The following is a 20,915-nucleotide window of genomic DNA, read 5'->3' as shown; positions in this document are numbered from 1 at the left end:
TTTTTTATCGACTTTTAATTGAATAATAGCCTATTTTAGCAAATATGCTATACTTGCGAAATTAAAATTCAGGTGTATGGAGAATAGCCAGTTATGATGGAAACAATTAGAACAGCAGCAAATAGTGTTGTTGTTAAAATAATCTTTGCAATCATTATTTTATGTTTTATTTTTACCGGCGTAGGATTTTTAGGTTTTGGTGGTAGTGGAAATAGTGCCAACGATGAACAATTATATATTGCTAAAGTTGATGGTGAAGGTATCAGTCGTGCAGGATTTGAAGATCAAGTCAAACAATCCTTAGCAAAAACTACTGGTGATGCATCTTTTATCAAAATCTTGCGTCGTAATATTTTAGCTCAGCAAATAGATAATTATTTAGCTTATCAGTTTGCAGATAAAATTAATACCGCCATCAGTAATGAGAATATAAAGAATTATATTAAACAACAAAAAGTTTTCTTTATAGACGGTAAATTTGATAATCAGAACTATTTAGATTTACTGGCTGAAAATGGTTTCACTCCTGATAGTTATGCTGAAATATTAAAAACGTCATTACAACAACAACAAGTTATGGATGCATTAGTAAAATCGAGTTTTGTTTTACCATCTGATTCAGAAATAGGATTATTAAAAAATCAAACGAGAAATATTTATGCGACGGTAATTGATTCATCAATTGATGATAATAAAGATATAAATATTTCTGAAGCTGACGAACAAAAATATTATGATGAGCATAAAAATAATTTTCACAAAAAAGAACGTGTAAAAATTAAATATATTTATAATTCTAAAGATCTTATTGCTCAATCAGTTAAAATCAGTGATGATGAAGTTAAAGCAGAGTATAATAAAAATATTCATGAATATAGTTATCCAGCGCAAAAAGCTTTTAGTGTAATTTTTGTAACTGATAAAGCACAAGCATATAAAATTACTAAAGAATTGGCTACAGGTGCTAATTTTGAACAAATTGCGCAAACGCTGAATACAAATAATGATATGTCAGCTTATGGTAAAAATGGTTCATTAGGTTGGTTTGCTGAAGATAATTCTTTACCTGAAGTATTTAAAAAAGCAAATTTAAAAAAAATTAACCAAATTTCAACACCGATACCTACCGATGAAGGGTTTGCAATAATTAAGTTAGATGGTATACAGCCAAGTAAAAGTATGGATCTTGATTTAGTTAGAGCTAGGATTGGAGCAAACATAGCTAATCAAAAAATACAAAAAGAATTCAATGCAATTGAAGATAAAATTAAAGTTGCATTAAGTGAATCACCGAAATCTCTTGAGGAGTTAGCTGAAAAAACAGGGCTTACTGTAAATACGACTGATTGGACAACTTATCAAGATCCATTTTCAATCATGATTCATCCTGAAATAAGCGATTTAGTTTTTAGTGAAGAAATGATAGTTGATGGTCAGTTAACTCATAAAATGTCTGATTTAATTCCAATTGAAAGAAAACAAGGTAGTTATGATTTTGTAATTCAAGTTACTGATAATCGTCCTGAAGGGATAGCACCATTTGATGAAGTTAAAGATACAATTAAACAACAGTTAACTAAGAATATATCTGATAATCGTTTTAAATCTAATGTTGAAAATTTATTAACTGAATTAAATACTACCGGTAAATCTGATAAAATTAGATTAAGTCAAAGGTATGAGTTAAATAGAGACTCAACCAATTTAGATAAACAGGTTGTCGATATGGTATTTAATTTAGATCAACCGATTAAAGGTGTTAAATCTGTTACTTATGGAGCAGAATTTTTAGAAAATAATACCGCTTATATTGTTGCATTAACTAAAGTAGATACACCAACAGAGTATCAAGATATTTCATCAGAATTATTACCATTATTCGTTGATGATACTTATTATTATCTTCGTGATGATATTCGTTCTAAATCAAAAATTGAAATAATGCCTGATGTGAATATGTGATTGAGATCGAAGTAAATTTATACTCGCTGTAATTAAAGTAAAGCCACTTAAGTGGCTTTTCGCATTTCTATTATTAGTAAAATTCATTTTATTAACTTAATGAGATAGTTAACTTGCAAATTTACTTGCATAATTATTTTGGAGTTAATCAAATGAAAATTTTTACAATATTATGTTTTTTATTCTCAAGCTTCTTTTTTTCAACTATTAGTTTTGCGGAATCAAAATCAGAAACCACTACCACAGAGGTACAAAAACAAGTTGTTCAAGTTAATATCAACACCGCAACAGCTGAGGAGTTAACTAAAGGGTTAATTGGTATTGGTATGAGTAAAGCTCAGAAGATTATTGAATATCGAGAAAAATTTGGTCCTTTTATTTCTATAGAGCAGTTAAAAGAAGTTTCAGGTATTGGTCAAGCAACACTAGATAAAAATATAGGAAAAATTACATTATAAATTTAATCTCTTCCAACAGATTGCCTGTTGGAAGAGATGTTTAATTATCAATTGGATCAACATCAATACTCCATCTTACTTTTGATGTATCTTTCCACTGTTCAATAACTATAAGAAGGTTATCTAATATTTGCTGTAATACTTGTCGGTTGCTATGTTGTAAGAGTAATTGCCAACGATTATAGCCCGCTTTTTTCGGTTGGCTTGCAGGTATAGGCCCAAGTTGCCATAAATCTTGATTATAATTTGCTTTTAGCCAATCATGGATACGCTGTAAAAATTTTGGTGCTTGTAGATTATTACGATCAGCGGCACGAATTAGCACCTGGTAACTAAATGGTGGTAATAATGTTTGCTTACGTTCTTGTAAGGTTTGTTTGGCAAATGCTTGGTAACCTTGCGTTAGTAATATATTTAATAATGGATGTTCTGGATGATAAGTTTGTAGAATAACCTCGCCAGCTTTTGTTTCCCGACCAGCACGTCCTGACACTTGGGTATATATTTGTGCAAATCTTTCTGTGGCTCTAAAATCACTTGAAAATAGAGCGCCATCAACATCCACTATTCCAACTAATGTAACATCGGGAAAATGATGTCCTTTAGCCAGAATTTGCGTACCAACTAAAATATGAGCACCGCCTTTTTGGATGTCATGTAAATAAGTGTTTAATGCCTCTTTTTTGGTTATCGTATCACGATCAATACGAGTGATTTTTATATTCGGAAATAATATATTGAGTTGTTTTTCTAGTTGTTCTGTTCCAAATCCAATCGGTAGTAATTGTGTCGAACCACATTTAGGACATTGTTGTGGGATATTTCTAGGTGTATCGCAATAATGACAAATTAGTCTATTTTGTTTTTTATGAAAGGTATAAGGTCGATCACAACGTGGGCACTCGGCAATCCAACCGCAATCATGACAAATGATTAATGGCGCAAATCCCCTACGATTAAGAAACAACATAACTTGATTATTATTATCTAAATGTTTTTTTATTCGGGTAATTAATGGCTGGGAAAGTCCAGAAGTTAGAGCCATACCGCGAATATCTAAAATAGATTGTTTTGCTAATTTGGCATTACCCGCTCGTTGTGTAAGCTTGAGCTGTTGATACTTATGATTTTGGGCATTATTAATGGTTTCAAGAGAGGGCGTAGCCGATCCTAAAATAATAGGTATATTTTCAATTTTTGCTCGGATGATTGCTAAGTCTCTGGCATTATAACGCCAGCCTTCTTGCTGTTTATAAGAACTATCATGCTCTTCATCAATAATAATAATACCTAAATCTTGAAATGGAGTAAAAAGTGCTGATCGTGTACCTACGACGATAGCATTGTCACCATCTTTACTTTTTAACCAAACCTCTAAACGTTCCTTATCAGTAAGGCCCGAATGTAAAATATCAATTGGTGCATTAAAACGCTGTTTAAAACGTTTGATAGTTTGCGGTGTTAAACCAATTTCAGGTACTAATACTAAAGCTTGTTTTCCTTGAGCTAAAACATCAGAAATAATATTTAGATAAACTTCCGTCTTACCAGAACCAGTTATACCATCAAGCAAAAATACACCAAATTGTTTGTTTTGTTTATTAATAGTAGTGATTGCATTTAATTGTTCATGATTTAATTGGATCGGTGTTTTGTTGGTTGAATAATTTGTATGCCAACAAATTTTATCAGGTTGGCGATAAACAAGCTCGATAAGCTGTTTTTTCTGTAATTCTTGATAGATATTCGATTTAAATTCACTTTCATTCAAACAGTTGTTTCTGAGTGAAGATACTAATAATTTCTGTTTTGGTGTTCGTGATAGAAGGTTTAAATCAATTTGCTGCCCTTTTGGTGTTAATTGCCAATGTTTTATGCCATCTTTGATGGCTGGACGTCCTTGCCTTAATGGGATCGGCATAGCGTGAAATATTACTTCACCAATTGGAAAATGATAATAATTGGTTGCCCAATTTAATAATTGCCAAATTGGTTGAGGAAAGGGGTTTTTTGTATCAATAATTTCGGTAATAGGTTTTAAATTTTCGATATCAAAAGTTGTTTGTTGATCAATCTTAACGATGATTCCAATCATTTCCCGTTTACCAAATGGCACTTTAACTCGCATACCAATTTCAGCCTGCGTCGTAAGTGTGTAATCAAACAGTTGATAAAGGGGCACCGGTAAGGCTACATGTGCAATCAGCATTAACAATCACTATTACAGTTATAAAATTGCTATTGTACGCAGATTTTGTTTAACTCGCAAAAATTACGCAGGCAGATTAATTAATTATTTCTAAATTAAATATTAATACTTTATGTATATGCTAGTAGTATCGATAAACAAAATTTGTTATCTTGAGTAACAAATTAAAACATAATGTTTAAGGGTGTTCAAAAATGTCAGCGTCATTTTCACATATTAATCAGCGTGGTGATGCTCATATGGTGGATGTTTCAGAAAAACAGATAACCCATCGAGAGGCTAGGGCAGAATCAATAGTATTAATGAATGAAGAAACATTTAATATGATTATTGAAGGAAAACATTATAAAGGTGATGTGTTTGCAACTGCTCGAATTGCTGGAGTTCAAGCTGCGAAAAGGACATGGGAGTTAATACCACTTTGTCATCCACTACTACTTACTAAAATAGAGGTTAATATTGAACCGCTATTTGAAAATCATAGTGTAAGAATAGAGTCAGTTTGTAAGGTAACTGGTCAAACAGGCGTGGAAATGGAAGCGTTAGTTGCTGCTTCTGTAGCTGCATTAACGATATATGATATGTGCAAAGCTAGTCAGAAAGATATGATTATTAATCAGGTTAGATTATTAAATAAAATTGGTGGAAAATCTGGTGACTATAGTTTAATTAGAAAAGTGAAAGTATGAATAAAATTTATTTTTTTGCACAAATTAGAGAGCTACTAGGAATTGAATCTTTGGAATTAATGGTAGAGCAAATGTCTATTGCACAACTTTTAGAACAGCTGAGTTTACGTGGTGACAAATGGGCATTTGCTTTAAAAGAAAAGACTGTATTATGTGCGGTAAATCATGCGCTAGTTGATTATCATCATATAATTCAACATGGTGATGAAATTGCATTTTTTCCACCAGTAACAGGTGGATGACAATATGAATATTATTGAAGTCAACCAATCATATATTGATATAAATTCATTAATAACATGGCTCTATGAGTTACCTCAAGATGGAGCAGTAGTCACTTTTATTGGGAAAGTACGTAGTTTAGAAAACAAAGTGATTAGTTTAACGTTGGAACATTATCCTCAAATGACAGAAAAAGTGTTGAGGAATATTATTCATCAAGCCAGAGATAGATGGTCAATTAATCGAGTTGCATTAGTGCATCGTGTGGGCAAAATTAATGTTAATGAGAGTATTGTTTTTGTTGGCGTTAGTTCTGCGCATCGAAGTGATGCTTTTGCTGCAACAGAATTTATTATGGATGTATTAAAAAACGAAGCACCATTTTGGAAGAAAGAACAAACTGGTAATGGTGAAAACTGGGTAGAGGCAAAGCAATCTGATGTAAATTCCTTGGAAAAATGGTATTAATCTTTATTTAATATATAATAAGGTATTATGTTACTTTTATGGGAGTTAAGATATATCAAGTTATACTCCTAACGGTTCAGTTAAAGAATAAGCGCCGTATACAACAAAACATGAGTCAAGTATATGGATGGCTGTTGGGTTACTTTTAACTGCTTTTGTTGCTTGGTTTGCATCAACTAGTTTTGAGTTTCTCATTTTATTATCACGAGTAATGTGGGTACTTTTAATTGCTGAAATTGGATTAGTATTTGTTATTTCAGGAATGATTAATCGTTTATCTGGTGTTTCAGCAATTACTTTATTAAGTGGTAAATGGTTTAATTTTTTCTATATATTTTAAATATTATACGTCGTTTTCAATTGCCAGTGTCTTCTTTTTATTACTGTTTGAATGTTGAGTGTGTTCGCATTTTATGGCTATACGACTAAACATCATTTGTCTGGTTTAGGTAGCTTTTATTCGTGGAATTAATTGGTATTGTTATTTCTTTTTGTTAATTTTATATTAATCTCCATACATTTATTGTTTTTTTGTTAAAAATTTTGCGGAAAGCCCTAACTCAAAATAAAAAAAATATTATTATTAAAAAAATTTAGCCTGTTATTTAATGGATTTCTATGAAAAAACTTTATTGGTTTATGTTAGTAAATATTTTTATTTCGGCAATAATAGCAATCCGATATTTTTGGGTACCTGGTGCATCGTTTAATTGGGATGGAAGCCTTTTTGCATTTATTGCAGTTTTAGGTCATTTTTTTTCAATATATTTATTATTTTTCGTTTTATCTATTCCTTTCCTTTGGATGAGTAAAAAATTAACTAATATCTGCTTGGCACTTATATTCAGTTTATTGCAAATTGTTTTATATATAGATACTATCGTTTTCCAACAATATCGATTTCATATCAATGAGTCGGTATTATCTATGGTTTTGTCCGGTCAGGTCGTGGATTTTTCAATTTCGACTTATGTATTAATGTTTTTGTTAATATTCGGTTTTTGTGGAATAGAATATTTAATCCTTTATCTATTTGATAAAAAATTTAATCATAAAACTATTCGACCTAAAATATTAATTATACCAACAGTTTTTCTTGCTAGTTGCTTGGTTATCAGTCATTTGATACATATGGTTGCTTTTTATTACGCCTATTCTCCGATTATGGTTATAAAAGAATATATTCCTTTATATCGTCCGTTTACCTCAAAAAAGATAATGGGATATTTTGATAAATCAGGACAACATAAAGTGCTTATTGAAAGGGATAGCCAGCACGCAAGTATCTATTACCCTAAAAAAGATCTTATGATTAATCCAGATAATCAAGTAACACCTAATATTATGTTTATTGTGTTAGATTCTTGGCGTTATGATACTTTTAGTCCAGATATTTCCCCCAACACCTATCGTTTTGTTAAACAGAATGATGGCATAATTTTTAATAATCATTATTCAACAGGTAATGCAACTCGTACAGGTATTTTTGGTCTTTTCTATGGTATTCCCGGGACATACTGGGATTCATTTATAAGAAACCGTATTCCATCGTTATTTATAACTACTCTACAAAGAGAAAATTATAATATTGGGATTTTTACTTCAGCAAAAGTCACCTCACCTGAATTTGATCGAACAGCTTTTTTAACTATCAAAAATTTAAGAATAAGTAGTAAAAATGGCCTAGCATCAAGTCGTGATAAACAGATAACAGATGACTGGCTAAATTGGTATGAATCTAGGGACAAATCTAATCCTAGTTTTTCCTTTTTATTTTTTGATGCGCCACATGCTTATGATTTCCCAAATGATTTTGATGTGAAATTTAAACCAGTTGGTGATCTCAATTATATGACATTAAATAACAATACAGATCCCATTCCAATTTTTAATCGTTATAAACAGAGTGTCTATTATGATGATTATTTGTTGCAGAAAGTTTATGATGAACTTAAACAGTCTGGTTCATTAGATAATACATTGATTATTATTACAGGTGATCATTCACAAGAAATGAATGATAATAAATTAGGTTTTTGGGGGCATAATGGCAATTATACGGATGCTCAAACCAAAGTACCTTTTATTATTGTTGGAGCGAAAGATCTTCAACATATAAGCGATAATATAAATAAATTTACCAGCCATGAAGATGTTGTACCTTCGATAATGCGTAATTATTTACATGTAAAAAATGATATTACTGACTATTCGACCGGTTATGATTTGTTTAGTCCAATAATGGATAGAGATTGGTTACTTATGTCTAATTATAGCTCATATGCGGTACGGACTAAAGACAACATTTATTTTGTTAATCGTCTCGGTATTAGTCATTATTTCGATGCTTACAATAATGAAGTAAATGACACACCTAATTATAATCTCATCCATTCTGCAATGGATGAAATGCGTTATTTTTTCCAAGCAGACAAATAATGGTAAAAAAATCCACCTTAGAGGTGGATTTTTTATTATCTAATATCTGCACAATTTAGGCAGTAAATATAACGGTTTTGCCCATCTTGGAATTTGTCCCAGAATGAAACTTGCTGTTTGATCTGTTTTACTTCAGGTATTTGTTCGAACAATACCTCTGCTGTTGATTTAGGCATCATCGCAATCATATCTGAATAAAAAGCATTGAGCCAATTACCTTCTTGTTTTTGCCAATCTATTTGATAATCTGAAATATTAGCTAATGTAGCGGCCATTTCGATTGCATCATCAAAATCACCTAACTTATCTACTAAACCGTTTTTACTTCCTTCTGAGCCCAGCCACACTTGTCCTTGGGCTATATTATCTACTTGTTCGGTAGTCATATTTCGTGCTTTTGCTACTAAAGAAATAAAAGTGTGATAACCATTGTCAATATTCATTTGGATAAATTGGTTCATTTCACTTGATAGATTTTGAGTTAGGCTTCTATTTGCTAATGGTGATGTTGATACTCCATCATTATAGACTCCGATATGAGAAAGTGAATTTTCAAAGGTTGGTACTATACCGAAGATGCCAATGGATCCAGTAATAGTATTTGGACTGGCAACAATATAGTCCGATGCAGTTGATATCCAATAACCACCTGAAGCGGCCATACCACCCATGGAGACAACAACTGGAATTTGGTAACTACGTAAAGCTTCTAATTCATTGCGAATCGCTTCTGAAGCATCAACACTTCCTCCAGGGCTATTTACTCTAAGTATGACCGCTTGTATATTATTTTTATTTAAATTTTTACGAATTTTTCTTAATTGCTCAACAATATCTTGGCTTCCAGCAACATTGCTGCTATTTTCACCATTGGTAATTGTTCCATTGACAAAAACAACGGCTATTTTTGGTTCTTTACTTGCGGGCATCACTTTTTCTTTCAGCTGGTAATCATAAATACTTACTCTATTTTTTATATTGATTTCTAGTTCGAATTCTTGATTAGTCGCTATTGCATCAATCAAACCATTTGATAACGCGTATTGTGCCATGTTGCCATTAGCTGCTTTTAATTCTGATAGCATGTTTTCGGCTAATGGTACTAATTGTGAGGGTGCTTTTTTTCGTTCTTCTGAAATGTCACCAAGGTAGTTATTCCACATTAGATTTAACCATCGAGAGGTATTGCTTCTAGCTTCTTCCGACATATTGTCTCGAATCAACGGCTCAATAGCAGATTTATAAGTACCGACACGGAAAACATGAGTATTTACCTTTAAATTATCTAATAATGTTTTGTAATATAAATTATTGGCTGATAACCCAAATACATTTACAGCTCCTAATGGCGTTAAGTAGATTTTATTAGCATAACTGGCTAAATAATATTGGCTTTGATTAAAGTTTGAGCCGATGGCATAAATAGGTTTATTGGCTGCTTTGAATTTCGTTAAATATTTTCCAATATACTGTAGGGAGCTCATATCAGCTCCGACAAAATTATCTAATTTTAACACCAAACTTTTAATATTTGGATCTGATGTGGCTTGAGATATCTTTTGCACTAAATCAAATAAGCTATTTTCGCGAGATAGATTTACTTTTTTGCCATAGATCTTATCTTGTATTTCATAAATTTCATCACTATAAAGTGAGTTGTCAACGACAACTCCCTCAAGATCCATAATTAAAGTGCCAGATTGAGGAATGACATCTTGTTTGTTGACTTCTTTTATTAATGCGATACCACTAAAAATCAATAGAATAATGATTAAGAAAACGAGATTAAGAAATATTTCTCTGATTAAATTGATAATTTTCCAGATTGATTTTATAACAGATAGTGCAGACATAATAAAATAGCCTTTTTCTAATTTAATTGGTTTCGGTATTTTTCTTTTTGAAGTATTTTTTGTCTTCAAATCGCAAACAAGTTAATTTGCCGCCCCAACAACATCCTGTATCAAGCGCGTAAATATTCTCTGGAGTTCCTTTTCCATTCAGTGCTGCCCAATGACCAAAAGCTATACTATAATCTGAGGGGATTTTTCTTGGCAGAACAAACCAAGGTTTAAGCTTTGAGGGAGCTTGATCCGGTTGGTTTTTGTAATAAAAATCGAGTCGGCCATCTTCGTAGCAATAACGCATTCGCGTTAATGCATTGGCAATATATCGTAATCGATCTAATCCTTGTAGATCTATTGACCATTCATCGGGAAAATTACCATACATTTTGTCAAGGAAAAGGGGATAGGAATCACTGCTTAAAATGACATTTAGATCATGGGCACATTTTTTTAATGTTTCCATATCCCATTGTGGTGATATTCCAGCATGAGTCATAATGAGTTTTAGTTTTTCATCTATTTGGACTAGTGGTTGTTTACGTAACCAGTTCATTAATTCATCAAAATCATCTGCATGAATTAATTCATCAAGGTTATCCTTCTTTTTAGGAGGGGTAACATTGGCATAGATTGATAACAGATGTAAATCATGATTACCTAACACTAATCTAATTTGTTCGCTATTTTGTTTAACAAATCTAATAACTTCCAGTGATTTAGGCCCCCTAGCAACTAAATCACCAGTTAACCATAACGTATCCGATGATGAAAAACCTGCTTTTTCAAGTAAACGCATAAATTCATCATAACACCCATGAATATCACCAATTATTAGATTTGCCATAAGGTTATTTCCAAGCGTTTGCCAATAGACAATATTGTTTTACCGTCAAATTTTCCGCCCGTAAATTAGGGTCAATATCTAATTCAAGCATTTGTTCTGCCGTAAATAAATTACCTAAGCTGTTGCGTATGGTTTTACGTCTTTGATTAAATGCTTCTGTAGTAATCCGTGAGAGTACTTTGACATCATTAACTAAATAAGGTTTTTGCTTATAAGGTATTAGTTTCACTACAGCTGAATCAACTTTAGGGGCGGGTTTAAAAGAAGTTGGTGGTACTTCTAAAACAGGGATAATTTGGCAGTAATATTGTGCCATCACACTTAAGCGTCCATAATCTTTACTATTTGGAGCTGCAACTAAACGAGTAACTACCTCTTTTTGTAACATAAAATGCATATCAGCAATAATTGGCGCGTATTCAAATAAATGAAACATTAAGGGCGTCGAAATATTGTAAGGTAAGTTACCAAATACTCTTAATTGCTGACCTAATTGATCAAATAATAGATTAAAATCAAATGTTAATGCATCTTGTTCAATCACACTAATTTTATTTTGTAAAAAAGGATTTTCGACCAATCGACTAGCTAAATCCCTATCAATTTCAATCACAGTCAGATGATCAACATGTTTACTTACCGGTATTGTCAATGCAGCAAGTCCTGGGCCTATTTCAACTAAAGCTTGCCCTTGTTTAGGTTGTATCGCAGCAACAATACTTTCAATAATATAATCATCATGTAGAAAGTTTTGACCAAATCGCTTGCGAGCAAAATGCCCTTGATGAACACGACTATTCATTCTTTCCTTCACCTGTAATTTTAATATAAGCATCACCTTTTAGTTCTTGAATCCAAACTTGTGCTTCTTCGGCAAATTTTCGGTTAAAAATAAGTCGGTAAGCTTGATCTTTCTTAACCATATTGGTGCCGTCAGTCTGTCTGGTATCAATTAGTTGAATTAAATGCCAACCGAAAGATGATCTTATTGGCTGACTGATTTCACCTTTTTTCAGTTGTAATAGTGCACTTTTAAAGCCATTATCATAAATTTCAGGTCTATTCCAGCCTAAATTACCGCCATTGTCCTTCGAACCAGTATCTTCAGAATTAGCTTTTGCTGCAGCAGCGAATGTGGTTGCTCCACTAGTAATGGCTTTACGGATATCAGTTAATTTTTGTTTAGCAATTTGATCGGTAACTAATACGTTAGTTTTAATTAATATATGTCGAGCATTCACTTCTTGAAGGGTAATTTTTTTCGGCGCTTCAGAACGAGTATCATCAACTTTTATTATATGAATACCGACACCTGAACGGATAGGACCGACTACACTACCTTTTGCTGCACGAATCAAACGTTCTTCGAATATAGTCGGTAGTTCATTGAGCTTTCGCCATCCCATAGAGCCACCTTTTAGTGCGAGGTCATCATTAGAGTATGATGTGGCTAATTTAGCAAAATTTTCCCCTTTTTTAGCTCGATTAATAATGTCCATGGCTTTATTTGTGGCACTATCAACTTGTTGTTTAGATGCTTTTTCTGGAATGGAAATTAAAATATGACTAATTTTGACATCAATATTATTAGTCGGTTGATTAGCCATTGTTTTAGTTAAGTTTTCTACTTCTCGAGGTGATACTTTGATTCTCGGTCTAACCTCATTTATACGGGCTTGCTCAATCAACATATCATTATGAATACGTTCTCGATAAGTGCTATAACTAATTCCCATTGCAGATAATTTACTTCGTAATTGATCGATTGTCATACCATTTTCAGCTGCAATACTATCAATCGCGCCGGTTACTTCATCATCACTTATGTTAATTTTAGCTTTAGCTGCTTTTTGTAAAATCAAATTTTCAACGATTAAGCGCTCGATGATTTGCTTTCGGAGTACTTTATCGTTAGGTAAAGTTCTCGGATCGGCGCTTGCTTTAATGGTTTTTAACATATCATTAACGTCACTTTCTAAAATGACATTATTATTAACCACCGCAGCCACTTGTTCTATAACTTTGGGAGCTGCATGAGCTGAAAGTGGGGTAAAGAGTGCTACATTAATACTTAAGTTTAATGCAATAAAAAGTTTTAATAATTTCATAGTTATTTAACTCATTATATTGTTGTGATATTAATTTTATCACTATAAATTTATTTGTTAGTTAGTTTATTAAAATGTTGATGTATAAGGTAACTTACCAAAGTCTAACATTTTAGCTTTGTAATCACTATTGTTACCTAAACCTTGTAATTCAAAGTTAATTGAAAGTTTATTTTTATATTTGCTCACATGGGTTTTGTCGTCCCAATCGGTTAGCTTTCGGCCATATTGCATGGTTACTCCCCAGCAACAATCACTATAATGTAAGCCAACAAAGCTATCTGCAGTTTGATTCTGTTTCATATCAAAATAATACGATCCGACAGCACTTACAGTTGCAGATAATGGCCAACTAGCCATGATACCGGCTTGAGATAGATCTTGCTTATAGCGTTTTTCTGATGAATATTTATATCTGTCATCTACAGTAGTAATATAATTATGGTTTGCATATCGATAAGATAATTGCATTAATTTATCACTGTTAGGTCGATACTCAAAGGTAGTGTTAGCTAAGGCAATGGTGTCAATTCGGGTATCATATTGGATGCCACTACGAAAAACAATATCATTACTTATACGCCAAAAATTATCTGTTGCCCATGTAATACTACCCGTATCTGAATTTTTATCTAATTCATTATTATGCTCACTAGTTTTAGATTTAGTGAAATAAGTAATTTGACCAAGAGATAAATTGAACTTTTCAATTTTATTACTATCATAAACACGTGTGGTTACCCCTGTAGCAAGTTTGTTAGTCGAGGCTATCCGATCTAAACCGCTGTATGCCAAATCTCTAAATAATCCAACGTAATCAGTCTGTAAATAACTTGAGTCATAGTTATCGATATTGGATTGATTGCGATAGGGAATGTAAGTATATTTAATTCGTGGTTCGAGTGTTTGGGTATAACCATTTTTAAACTCAATGTCACGTTCGAAAATAACTTTACCATCCAGACTAAATTTAGGCATAAAACGATTTACATTATTATCTAATTTTTTATATAACTTTTTATCTAGACCTTTGTTTAGGCGATTATATCTTTTAAGATTTTGTTGTTTGTAATGAGTCGCCATAAAGCCTGTTTCTGTTGCTAATGAGGCCCAAGAATTAGTTACTGTATAATTCAGTGTTGGTTCAATATGGGCTCGCCATGCATTAGGTTTATCTTTTGTGGCATTTATAAAATGATATACTTGTGCAAATGTTTTGAATTTTAGTGGGCCCAGGTCGTAATTATAATAGTTAACATCGAATTGAGGCTGAGTTTGATAAAGGTTATTCTTATAAAATGTTTGAAAATGGTTGTAACCTAAAGCTACATCCCAACTTTCATCATTATAGGCTAACTTATAGAATTGCGTTAAATATCCATCTGTCTGAAAGGCATATTTAGAGCTAAGATCGGTTAAATATTGATTATCACTAACCCGTGTAACATTAGTATATAAGCGCCAATTATAATTTATTAGTTCCTCATTTTTCCAATGGAATAACCAGCGATTATTATTATCATCATAATTATTGCCATTTAATAATGCTTTTCTATCTTCATTGTATTGGCTATCATGTTGCAACCAGTCAAAAGCGATAGTTCCTAATCCTAACTGATTTAAATAGCGAAATTCGGTTTGTAATTGTATACCACGATGTTGTAATACTCTTGGTGTTAATGTTGCATCATAATTTGGTGCTATATTCCAATAAAAAGGTAAAGCGAAGTCAACACCATCAATACTGTCATAACCAAAAGTGGGTATTAATAAACCAGAACGTCTTTTATTGCCGGTTGGTAATTGTAAATAAGGCGAATATAGAACAGGTACTTTGCCGATGCTAAATACTGCATTCCAGGCTTCAAGCAATTGTTCTTCGTTATCATGAATTATTGTAGTACCTTTAATATTCCAAGTACTATCATCTACTGGACAGGAAGTAAAACTACCATTTTTTAGAATGATATAGCGGTTTTTTTCTAGCTTCATTTCATCGGCTTTACCACGCCCAAGCCGATCAACTAAATGATACTCACTGGGATGCATATCCGAATTATTATTGTTGAGATTTATCGCTGCATGATCACCTTTCATTTTTATTAAATTATCTTGATAAGTGATGTTTCCATCCAATATTGCCATGCGGTTATTTGTATCTTTAGAATCAATAGTTACTTTATCTGCTAGAACGGTGCGATTACCTTGTTCAACATACACGTCGCCACTATAGATAGCTAAATCTGGATAAATTGCTTCGAATTCATTAGATTCTGCATTAACCGGTAATGTATTTATATCACCATTTACAATTGGTCGCTCAAATTTTGGTACATTAATAAGACACTTAGGATTGTTAGTATCATTTTTAGGTAAGCCAATTGCATAGCTAGGACTATTATAATTATACAAAGAAAATGTAACAGCTATAGCAATAAGAGAGAGTGATAATTTTTTCATCAATGATTAGAGTGTAATTATGATTATTTTAATTAAAACATTATAGCGGTTATTTATAAAAGTGCGAATGAAAATTAACGTTTAGTTCGTCGTTTATTACTTTTGCCTAGTTGTTTAACCATAGATATTTTCCTTTCGGTGGATACATGTTGAAATTCATCCCACCATTTAGCTAAATCTAACAATTCACCTTTTTCAATAGATGATCGCATTTCTAACAAATCATAGGCAGCACGAAATTTAGGATGTTCTAAAATCACAAAGGCGCGTTTCCCTTCTCGTTTCTTCATTCTTAATTGTAAACGCCATATGTCACTCATTATATTTGTTAATCGTTTGGGTATTGCGATAATTCGACACTGTTCGCTTAACACATCATTAATGGCCATAGAAAAAGAATCATAATACTGAAGGCCGCTTTCAATACAATTAATCTGAGTTTGTTCTATAATTGGATACCAAAAAAAGGCAGCGTATAAAAAAGCAGGATTGACACGTTGCTCGTTTGCTATTCGATAATCAGTATTTTTTAATACGTGAGCAATAATTTTCTCTAAATTGCCATTATTATTGTGTACAAATAAGCGTTCAACTACCGGGAAAAGTTGTTCAAAAAGTTGGTACTGTTTTAATAAGATATAAGTGTTGTAACCATGACCGCATTGCAATAATTTTAATGATTCATCAAAAAGTCGTGCTGATGGAATATTTTTTAGCAACGGGGCCAGCGTTTTAATGGGATCAGCCGTTGCTTGATCTATTTTCATGTTAAGTTTGGCGGCAAAACGAATTGTCCTTAACATTCTAACAGGATCTTCACGATACCTTGTTTGTGGATCGCCAATTAATCGAATAACGCCATTTTTTAAATCGTTTAATCCGCCACAATAATCACGGATAGTAAAGTCTTTAACGTTATAATAAAGGGCGTTCATCGTGAAGTCCCGTCGGATAGCATCTTGTTCAATCGTACCGTATACATTATCACGTAACAGCATGCCAGATTGTGATCTTTTAGAGATATTGGTATGTTCACTTTGACCATCATGGTCACCACGAAAAGTGGCAACTTCAATTATCTCTTTACCGAACATAATGTGTGCTAAACGAAAACGTCTTCCGATCAGGCGACAATTACGAAACACCTTTTGAATTTGTTCTGGAGTAGCATTTGTGGCAATATCAAAGTCCTTAGGTTTTTTACCTAAGAGAAGATCTCTAATACATCCACCAACTAGATAAGCTTCATATCCTTGTTTATTTAAGCGATAAAGAACTTTTAGGGCATTTTCGCTTATATTTTTACGAGAAATATTATGTTCATTGCGAGAAATGGAGACATAGTGCGATTTTTGCTGTTCTTCATGCTGAAACATTTTACGATAAAAGCGAGAAACTTGTTTAAAAATAGCACACCTCAAATTAATAATAGTCTATATAGCAATCTAGCGCGCGATTATATCGCAATTACTTTTAACTTTCCATTTTTCTTAATATGACTATGGTAAGTAGAATGATGGGATTTAGTTTATAATCATCAAAGATTCTATTTGATTTTTTAAACATAATTATCAACAATAGCAATTTATATAGTACAATTAATAAAGTTAGCCTATTAAGCATCAAGAAATTATGCATAACACAGATTTTATCTGTATTTAAATGACTAATTAATTTTACTGAATTTGATACTCTTATTTTATAAATGATTTTTATACAAAAAACAGTAGTATTTTATATCTATTTATTATATTTCTGAGTATATAACCATTAACTGATAATTTTTTGGGGACACTATGAATATTCGTGATTTGGAATATTTTGTATCGTTAGCTGAATTTCGGCACTTTCGTAAAGCAGCAGATGCTTGTAATGTTAGTCAACCAACATTAAGTGGTCAAATCAGAAAACTTGAAGACGAATTAGGTGTAATGTTACTTGAGCGAACTAGTCGCAAAGTGTTATTTACCCAAACCGGTATGATGCTTGTTGAGCAAGCCAAAGAAATTTTACGTAATATACAAATTTTAAAAGAGATGGCTAGTCGTCAAGGTGAAGAGATGTCTGGTCCGATGCATATAGGTTTGATCCCAACTATTGCACCCTATTTATTACCGCATGTAATTACCGTTTTACACGAATCTTTTCCTCAATTAGAACTTTATTTGCATGAAGCTCAAACTGCCAATATTGTTGCTCAACTTGAGAGTGGAAAACTGGATTGTGCGATTATTGCTCAAGTAAAAGAAACAGCACAATTTATTGAATTACCACTGTTTAATGAACCTATGTTTTTAGCGGTTCCAGCAAGTGACGAATTAGCAACTAAACAAACAGTTAAGCTTTCTAATTTAAAAGGGCAAAAATTTTTAATGTTAGAAGATGGTCACTGTTTGCGTGAACATGCGATGGGATATTGTTTTCAAGTCGGAATTGATGAAGACAAACAATTTAAAGCAACGAGTTTAGAAACATTACGAAGTATGATATCTGCTGGGCGTGGTATTACCTTATTTCCAGAGCTTGCTGCACCGAATGAACGTACTCGTGATAATATTTGTTATATTCCTTGTAGTGATCCTATACCAATGCGAAGTATTGCTTTGATTTATCGACCAGGCTCTCCACTAAGAGCACGTTATGAAACTATAGCTAAAACTATTCGCGATCATATGCCAAAAGTTTTTGCAGAAAAAGAGCGGTTATTGGGGCAAACAAACTGATAACTTACATTTGTATCATGCTGAATTTTGAAAATGAAAAACATTAAAACCGGTGGTATCAGAGCGCAGCAAAAGGAAAGAACGCGTCGAAGTTTGATTGATGCTGCGTTTAATCAACTTAATGCTGAACAAGGTTTTGCAAGTTTAAGTTTGCGTGAAGTTGCTCGTGAAGCAGGTATTGCCGCTACCTCATTTTATCGACATTTTCGTGATATGGATGAATTAGGTTTAGCGATGGTTGATGAAAGTGGTTTAACTCTTCGTCAATTATTAAGACAAGCTCGAAAACGTATCGAAAAAGGTGGTAGTGTGCTTCGGACTTCTGTAACCACCTTTATTGAATTTGTAGATAAAAATCCTAAAGTATTTCTATTATTACTGCGTGAAAAAGCTGGAACTTCTTCTGCTTTTCGCTCGGCAATTGCACGTGAAATTCAGCATTTCATTGTCGAGCTTGTTGACTATTTAGATAATGCTAATCAAATGCCACATCATTATAATGAAGCTCAAGCAGAAGCGATGGTTACTATTGCTTTTAATGCTGGTGCGGAAACGCTTGATTTTGATACTATTCAACGTCAAAAATTAATAGAAGATCTTATTTTTCAACTTCGAATGGTTTCTCGAGGGGCTTATTACCTTTATCATAAAGAACAAGTAAAACTTGAAAATCATTGATCATTTTTTCATTTTATATTTATTCCCAAATTGTAATTTAGATTTCAATAGTAATTGCCATAAATAAACTTTATTACATCATTTTATAATTATTTTAATTTATTTCCTATTTACAAACATTTCTAGCTAAATCTTCCGCAATTTATATAATTAATCCAGATGTAATACATTTCTGTTTTATGCAAATTTGTAAATCTACAGCAAAAGATATCTTAAATCAAGAAAAATAAGGTTAGGGTATTCATTGTAAAGATGGTAGTTATCATACAAAAGGTGAGAAACATCGTGAAGTTATAGATCTCATTATTGGTTTTTTATCTAAAACATTCAAAAAATGAAAATTGTCATTAAAAAAACTGCGACATTAAGTCGCAGTTTGTTGTGATTTATAATGGTAACATCATTATAAATTTTGTAGCACTTTTTCAACACTATCTTTAGCATCACCAAATAACATGTAGCTATTTTCTTTAAAGAATAGTGGGTTTTGCACGCCAGCATAGCCGGTATTCATAGAACGTTTTGAAATAATGACAGTTTTTGCTTTCCAAACTTCTAGAACAGGCATTCCTGCGATAGGGCTATTTGGATCTTCTTCTGCTGCAGGGTTAACTGTATCGTTAGCACCAATTACCCAAACAACATCAGTATCAGGGAAGTCATCATTAATTTCATCCATTTCCAATACAATATCATAAGGAACTTTTGCTTCAGCTAATAATACGTTCATATGGCCAGGTAAACGTCCTGCAACTGGATGAATACCAAAGCGAACTTCTATACCCATACCACGAAGTTTTTCAGTAATATTGCTTACTGCACCTTGTGCTTGAGCTACAGCCATACCATAACCTGGTACAATAATCACTGAACGAGCTTCTTTTAAGGTTTGAGCAACTTCGGCTGGTTGCATTTCACGGTATTCACCTTGTTCTTCTTCTGATGAGCTTGATGAACTGCCATCACTACCAAAACCACCGGCAATTACGCTGATAAATGAACGATTCATTGCTTTACACATAATGTAAGAAAGAATTGCCCCTGAAGAACCAACCAAAGCACCAGTAACAATAAGTAAGTCATTACCTAACATAAATCCTGCTGCTGCTGCGGCCCAACCAGAATATGAGTTAAGCATTGAAATAACCACTGGCATATCGGCGCCACCAATTGAAGCAACAAGATGGAAGCCAAACACTAATGCAATGATTGTCATAACTAGTAAACTAACAAGTGCGCCTGCGCCAGTTTTTACACCAATAAAAGTAAACATTAAAATTACTGATACAACAATGGCTGCTAAGTTCCAGTAGTGTTTATATGGAATAGATAGTGGTTTAGAACTAATACGACCATTTAGTTTACCAAATGCAACTACTGAACCAGAGAATGTAACCGCACCAATGAAGATACCAACAAAGATTTCAACTAAATGCACAGTTAATTCATTGCTGGTAATTATTGTATGTGCATCTAAGAAACTATTAAAACCAACAAGAACCGCCGCCATACCAACAAAACTATGGAGAAGCGCAACCAGTTCTGGCATTTGGGTCATTTCTACTTTCTTAGCAAGATATAGACCGATAGCTGCACCAATAACCATAGCAATAATGATCCAGTGCAGTCCACCTTTGATACTAGCAACAGCAGCAATAAGAGCAATTGCCATACCAATCATGCCATAAATGTTTCCAGATTTAGCTGATTCTTGATTTGATAGGCCTCGTAAACTAAAGATAAACAGTAATGCAGCAATAACATAAGCTGCTTGAATGATTCCATGACTTAACATTATCAATAATCTC

17 protein-coding genes are annotated in these 20,915 nt (G+C 32.8%); 9 read left to right on the top strand and 8 right to left on the bottom strand.

Annotated elements, in window-relative coordinates:
• Positions 1 to 93 precede the first annotated feature (93 nt).
• On the top strand, positions 94 to 1,962 hold the full coding sequence (locus H3U97_RS05460) for a SurA N-terminal domain-containing protein (RefSeq protein ID WP_198198460.1): 1,869 nt from the start codon (positions 94 to 96) through the stop codon (positions 1,960 to 1,962).
• Between the two features lie 152 nt (positions 1,963 to 2,114).
• Positions 2,115 to 2,420, top strand: coding sequence for a helix-hairpin-helix domain-containing protein (locus H3U97_RS05455; protein ID WP_065650801.1), 306 nt, complete (start codon positions 2,115 to 2,117; stop codon positions 2,418 to 2,420).
• Positions 2,421 to 2,460: 40 nt separating this feature from the next.
• Here the strand turns inward: H3U97_RS05455 and priA are convergent, their stop codons facing one another.
• Positions 2,461 to 4,629: a primosomal protein N' gene (gene priA / locus H3U97_RS05450; RefSeq protein WP_198198459.1), complete on the bottom strand. Its 2,169-nt coding sequence runs from the start codon at positions 4,627 to 4,629 to the stop codon at positions 2,461 to 2,463.
• 194 nt (positions 4,630 to 4,823) lie between these two features.
• On the opposite strand from priA, the gene moaC reads away from it, so the two are divergent.
• From moaC to H3U97_RS05425, 5 genes are all read left to right on the top strand, one after another.
• Positions 4,824 to 5,318: a cyclic pyranopterin monophosphate synthase MoaC gene (moaC, locus tag H3U97_RS05445; RefSeq protein ID WP_198198458.1), complete on the top strand. Its 495-nt coding sequence runs from the start codon at positions 4,824 to 4,826 to the stop codon at positions 5,316 to 5,318.
• Positions 5,315 to 5,560, top strand: a complete 246-nt coding sequence (gene moaD / locus H3U97_RS05440) for a molybdopterin synthase sulfur carrier subunit (protein ID WP_086353913.1) — start codon at positions 5,315 to 5,317, stop codon at positions 5,558 to 5,560. The genes moaC and moaD overlap by 4 nt, the downstream gene beginning before the upstream one ends.
• Before the next feature lie 4 nt (positions 5,561 to 5,564).
• Positions 5,565 to 6,008: a molybdopterin synthase catalytic subunit MoaE gene (gene moaE / locus H3U97_RS05435; protein ID WP_198198457.1), complete on the top strand. Its 444-nt coding sequence runs from the start codon at positions 5,565 to 5,567 to the stop codon at positions 6,006 to 6,008.
• 127 nt (positions 6,009 to 6,135) lie between these two features.
• Positions 6,136 to 6,348 carry a hypothetical protein gene (locus H3U97_RS05430; RefSeq protein ID WP_086364866.1) on the top strand — a complete coding sequence of 71 codons (213 nt, stop codon included), beginning with the start codon at positions 6,136 to 6,138 and terminating at the stop codon, positions 6,346 to 6,348.
• A 278-nt stretch (positions 6,349 to 6,626) separates the two neighbouring features.
• The gene (locus H3U97_RS05425) at positions 6,627 to 8,447 is read left to right on the top strand and encodes a sulfatase-like hydrolase/transferase (protein WP_198198456.1); all 1,821 of its coding nucleotides are present in this window, start codon (positions 6,627 to 6,629) and stop codon (positions 8,445 to 8,447) included.
• A 35-nt stretch (positions 8,448 to 8,482) separates the two neighbouring features.
• Here the strand turns inward: H3U97_RS05425 and sppA are convergent, their stop codons facing one another.
• The 6 genes from sppA to pcnB form a co-directional block, all read right to left on the bottom strand.
• Positions 8,483 to 10,300, bottom strand: coding sequence for a signal peptide peptidase SppA (gene sppA / locus H3U97_RS05420; RefSeq protein ID WP_198198455.1), 1,818 nt, complete (start codon positions 10,298 to 10,300; stop codon positions 8,483 to 8,485).
• A 22-nt stretch (positions 10,301 to 10,322) separates the two neighbouring features.
• On the bottom strand, positions 10,323 to 11,138 hold the full coding sequence (gene apaH, locus H3U97_RS05415) for a bis(5'-nucleosyl)-tetraphosphatase (symmetrical) ApaH (protein ID WP_034903809.1): 816 nt from the start codon (positions 11,136 to 11,138) through the stop codon (positions 10,323 to 10,325).
• Positions 11,139 to 11,142: 4 nt separating this feature from the next.
• Complete coding sequence (gene rsmA, locus H3U97_RS05410; protein ID WP_086320399.1) at positions 11,143 to 11,940, bottom strand: 16S rRNA (adenine(1518)-N(6)/adenine(1519)-N(6))-dimethyltransferase RsmA; 798 nt, start codon at positions 11,938 to 11,940, stop codon at positions 11,143 to 11,145.
• The gene (surA, locus tag H3U97_RS05405; RefSeq protein WP_198198454.1) at positions 11,933 to 13,246 is read right to left on the bottom strand and encodes a peptidylprolyl isomerase SurA; all 1,314 of its coding nucleotides are present in this window, start codon (positions 13,244 to 13,246) and stop codon (positions 11,933 to 11,935) included. The genes rsmA and surA overlap by 8 nt, the downstream gene beginning before the upstream one ends.
• Before the next feature lie 69 nt (positions 13,247 to 13,315).
• Positions 13,316 to 15,706 (bottom strand): LPS assembly protein LptD, encoded by a 2,391-nt coding sequence (gene lptD / locus H3U97_RS05400; RefSeq protein WP_198198453.1) that lies wholly within the window; start codon positions 15,704 to 15,706, stop codon positions 13,316 to 13,318.
• Positions 15,707 to 15,780: 74 nt separating this feature from the next.
• Positions 15,781 to 17,082 (bottom strand): polynucleotide adenylyltransferase PcnB, encoded by a 1,302-nt coding sequence (gene pcnB / locus H3U97_RS05395; RefSeq protein ID WP_065650793.1) that lies wholly within the window; start codon positions 17,080 to 17,082, stop codon positions 15,781 to 15,783.
• A 420-nt stretch (positions 17,083 to 17,502) separates the two neighbouring features.
• Here pcnB and oxyR point away from each other — a divergent pair, with 420 nt between their 5' ends.
• Positions 17,503 to 18,429: a DNA-binding transcriptional regulator OxyR gene (oxyR, locus tag H3U97_RS05390; protein ID WP_034902295.1), complete on the top strand. Its 927-nt coding sequence runs from the start codon at positions 17,503 to 17,505 to the stop codon at positions 18,427 to 18,429.
• Positions 18,430 to 18,462: 33 nt separating this feature from the next.
• Entirely contained in the window at positions 18,463 to 19,107 is a 645-nt protein-coding gene (fabR, locus tag H3U97_RS05385; RefSeq protein WP_198198452.1) for an HTH-type transcriptional repressor FabR, read from the top strand.
• A gap of 403 nt (positions 19,108 to 19,510) precedes the next feature.
• Here the strand turns inward: fabR and pntB are convergent, their stop codons facing one another.
• Positions 19,511 to 20,902 carry a Re/Si-specific NAD(P)(+) transhydrogenase subunit beta gene (gene pntB / locus H3U97_RS05380; protein WP_198191908.1) on the bottom strand — a complete coding sequence of 464 codons (1,392 nt, stop codon included), beginning with the start codon at positions 20,900 to 20,902 and terminating at the stop codon, positions 19,511 to 19,513.
• Positions 20,903 to 20,915: the final 13 nt, after the last annotated feature.

The sequence above is a fragment of the Gilliamella sp. W8128 genome (assembly GCF_016100545.1).
Classification (GTDB): domain Bacteria; phylum Pseudomonadota; class Gammaproteobacteria; order Enterobacterales; family Orbaceae; genus Gilliamella; species Gilliamella apis.
Note: the sequence above shows the minus strand (reverse complement) of the source record. Positions and strands in the feature narration are given on the sequence as shown.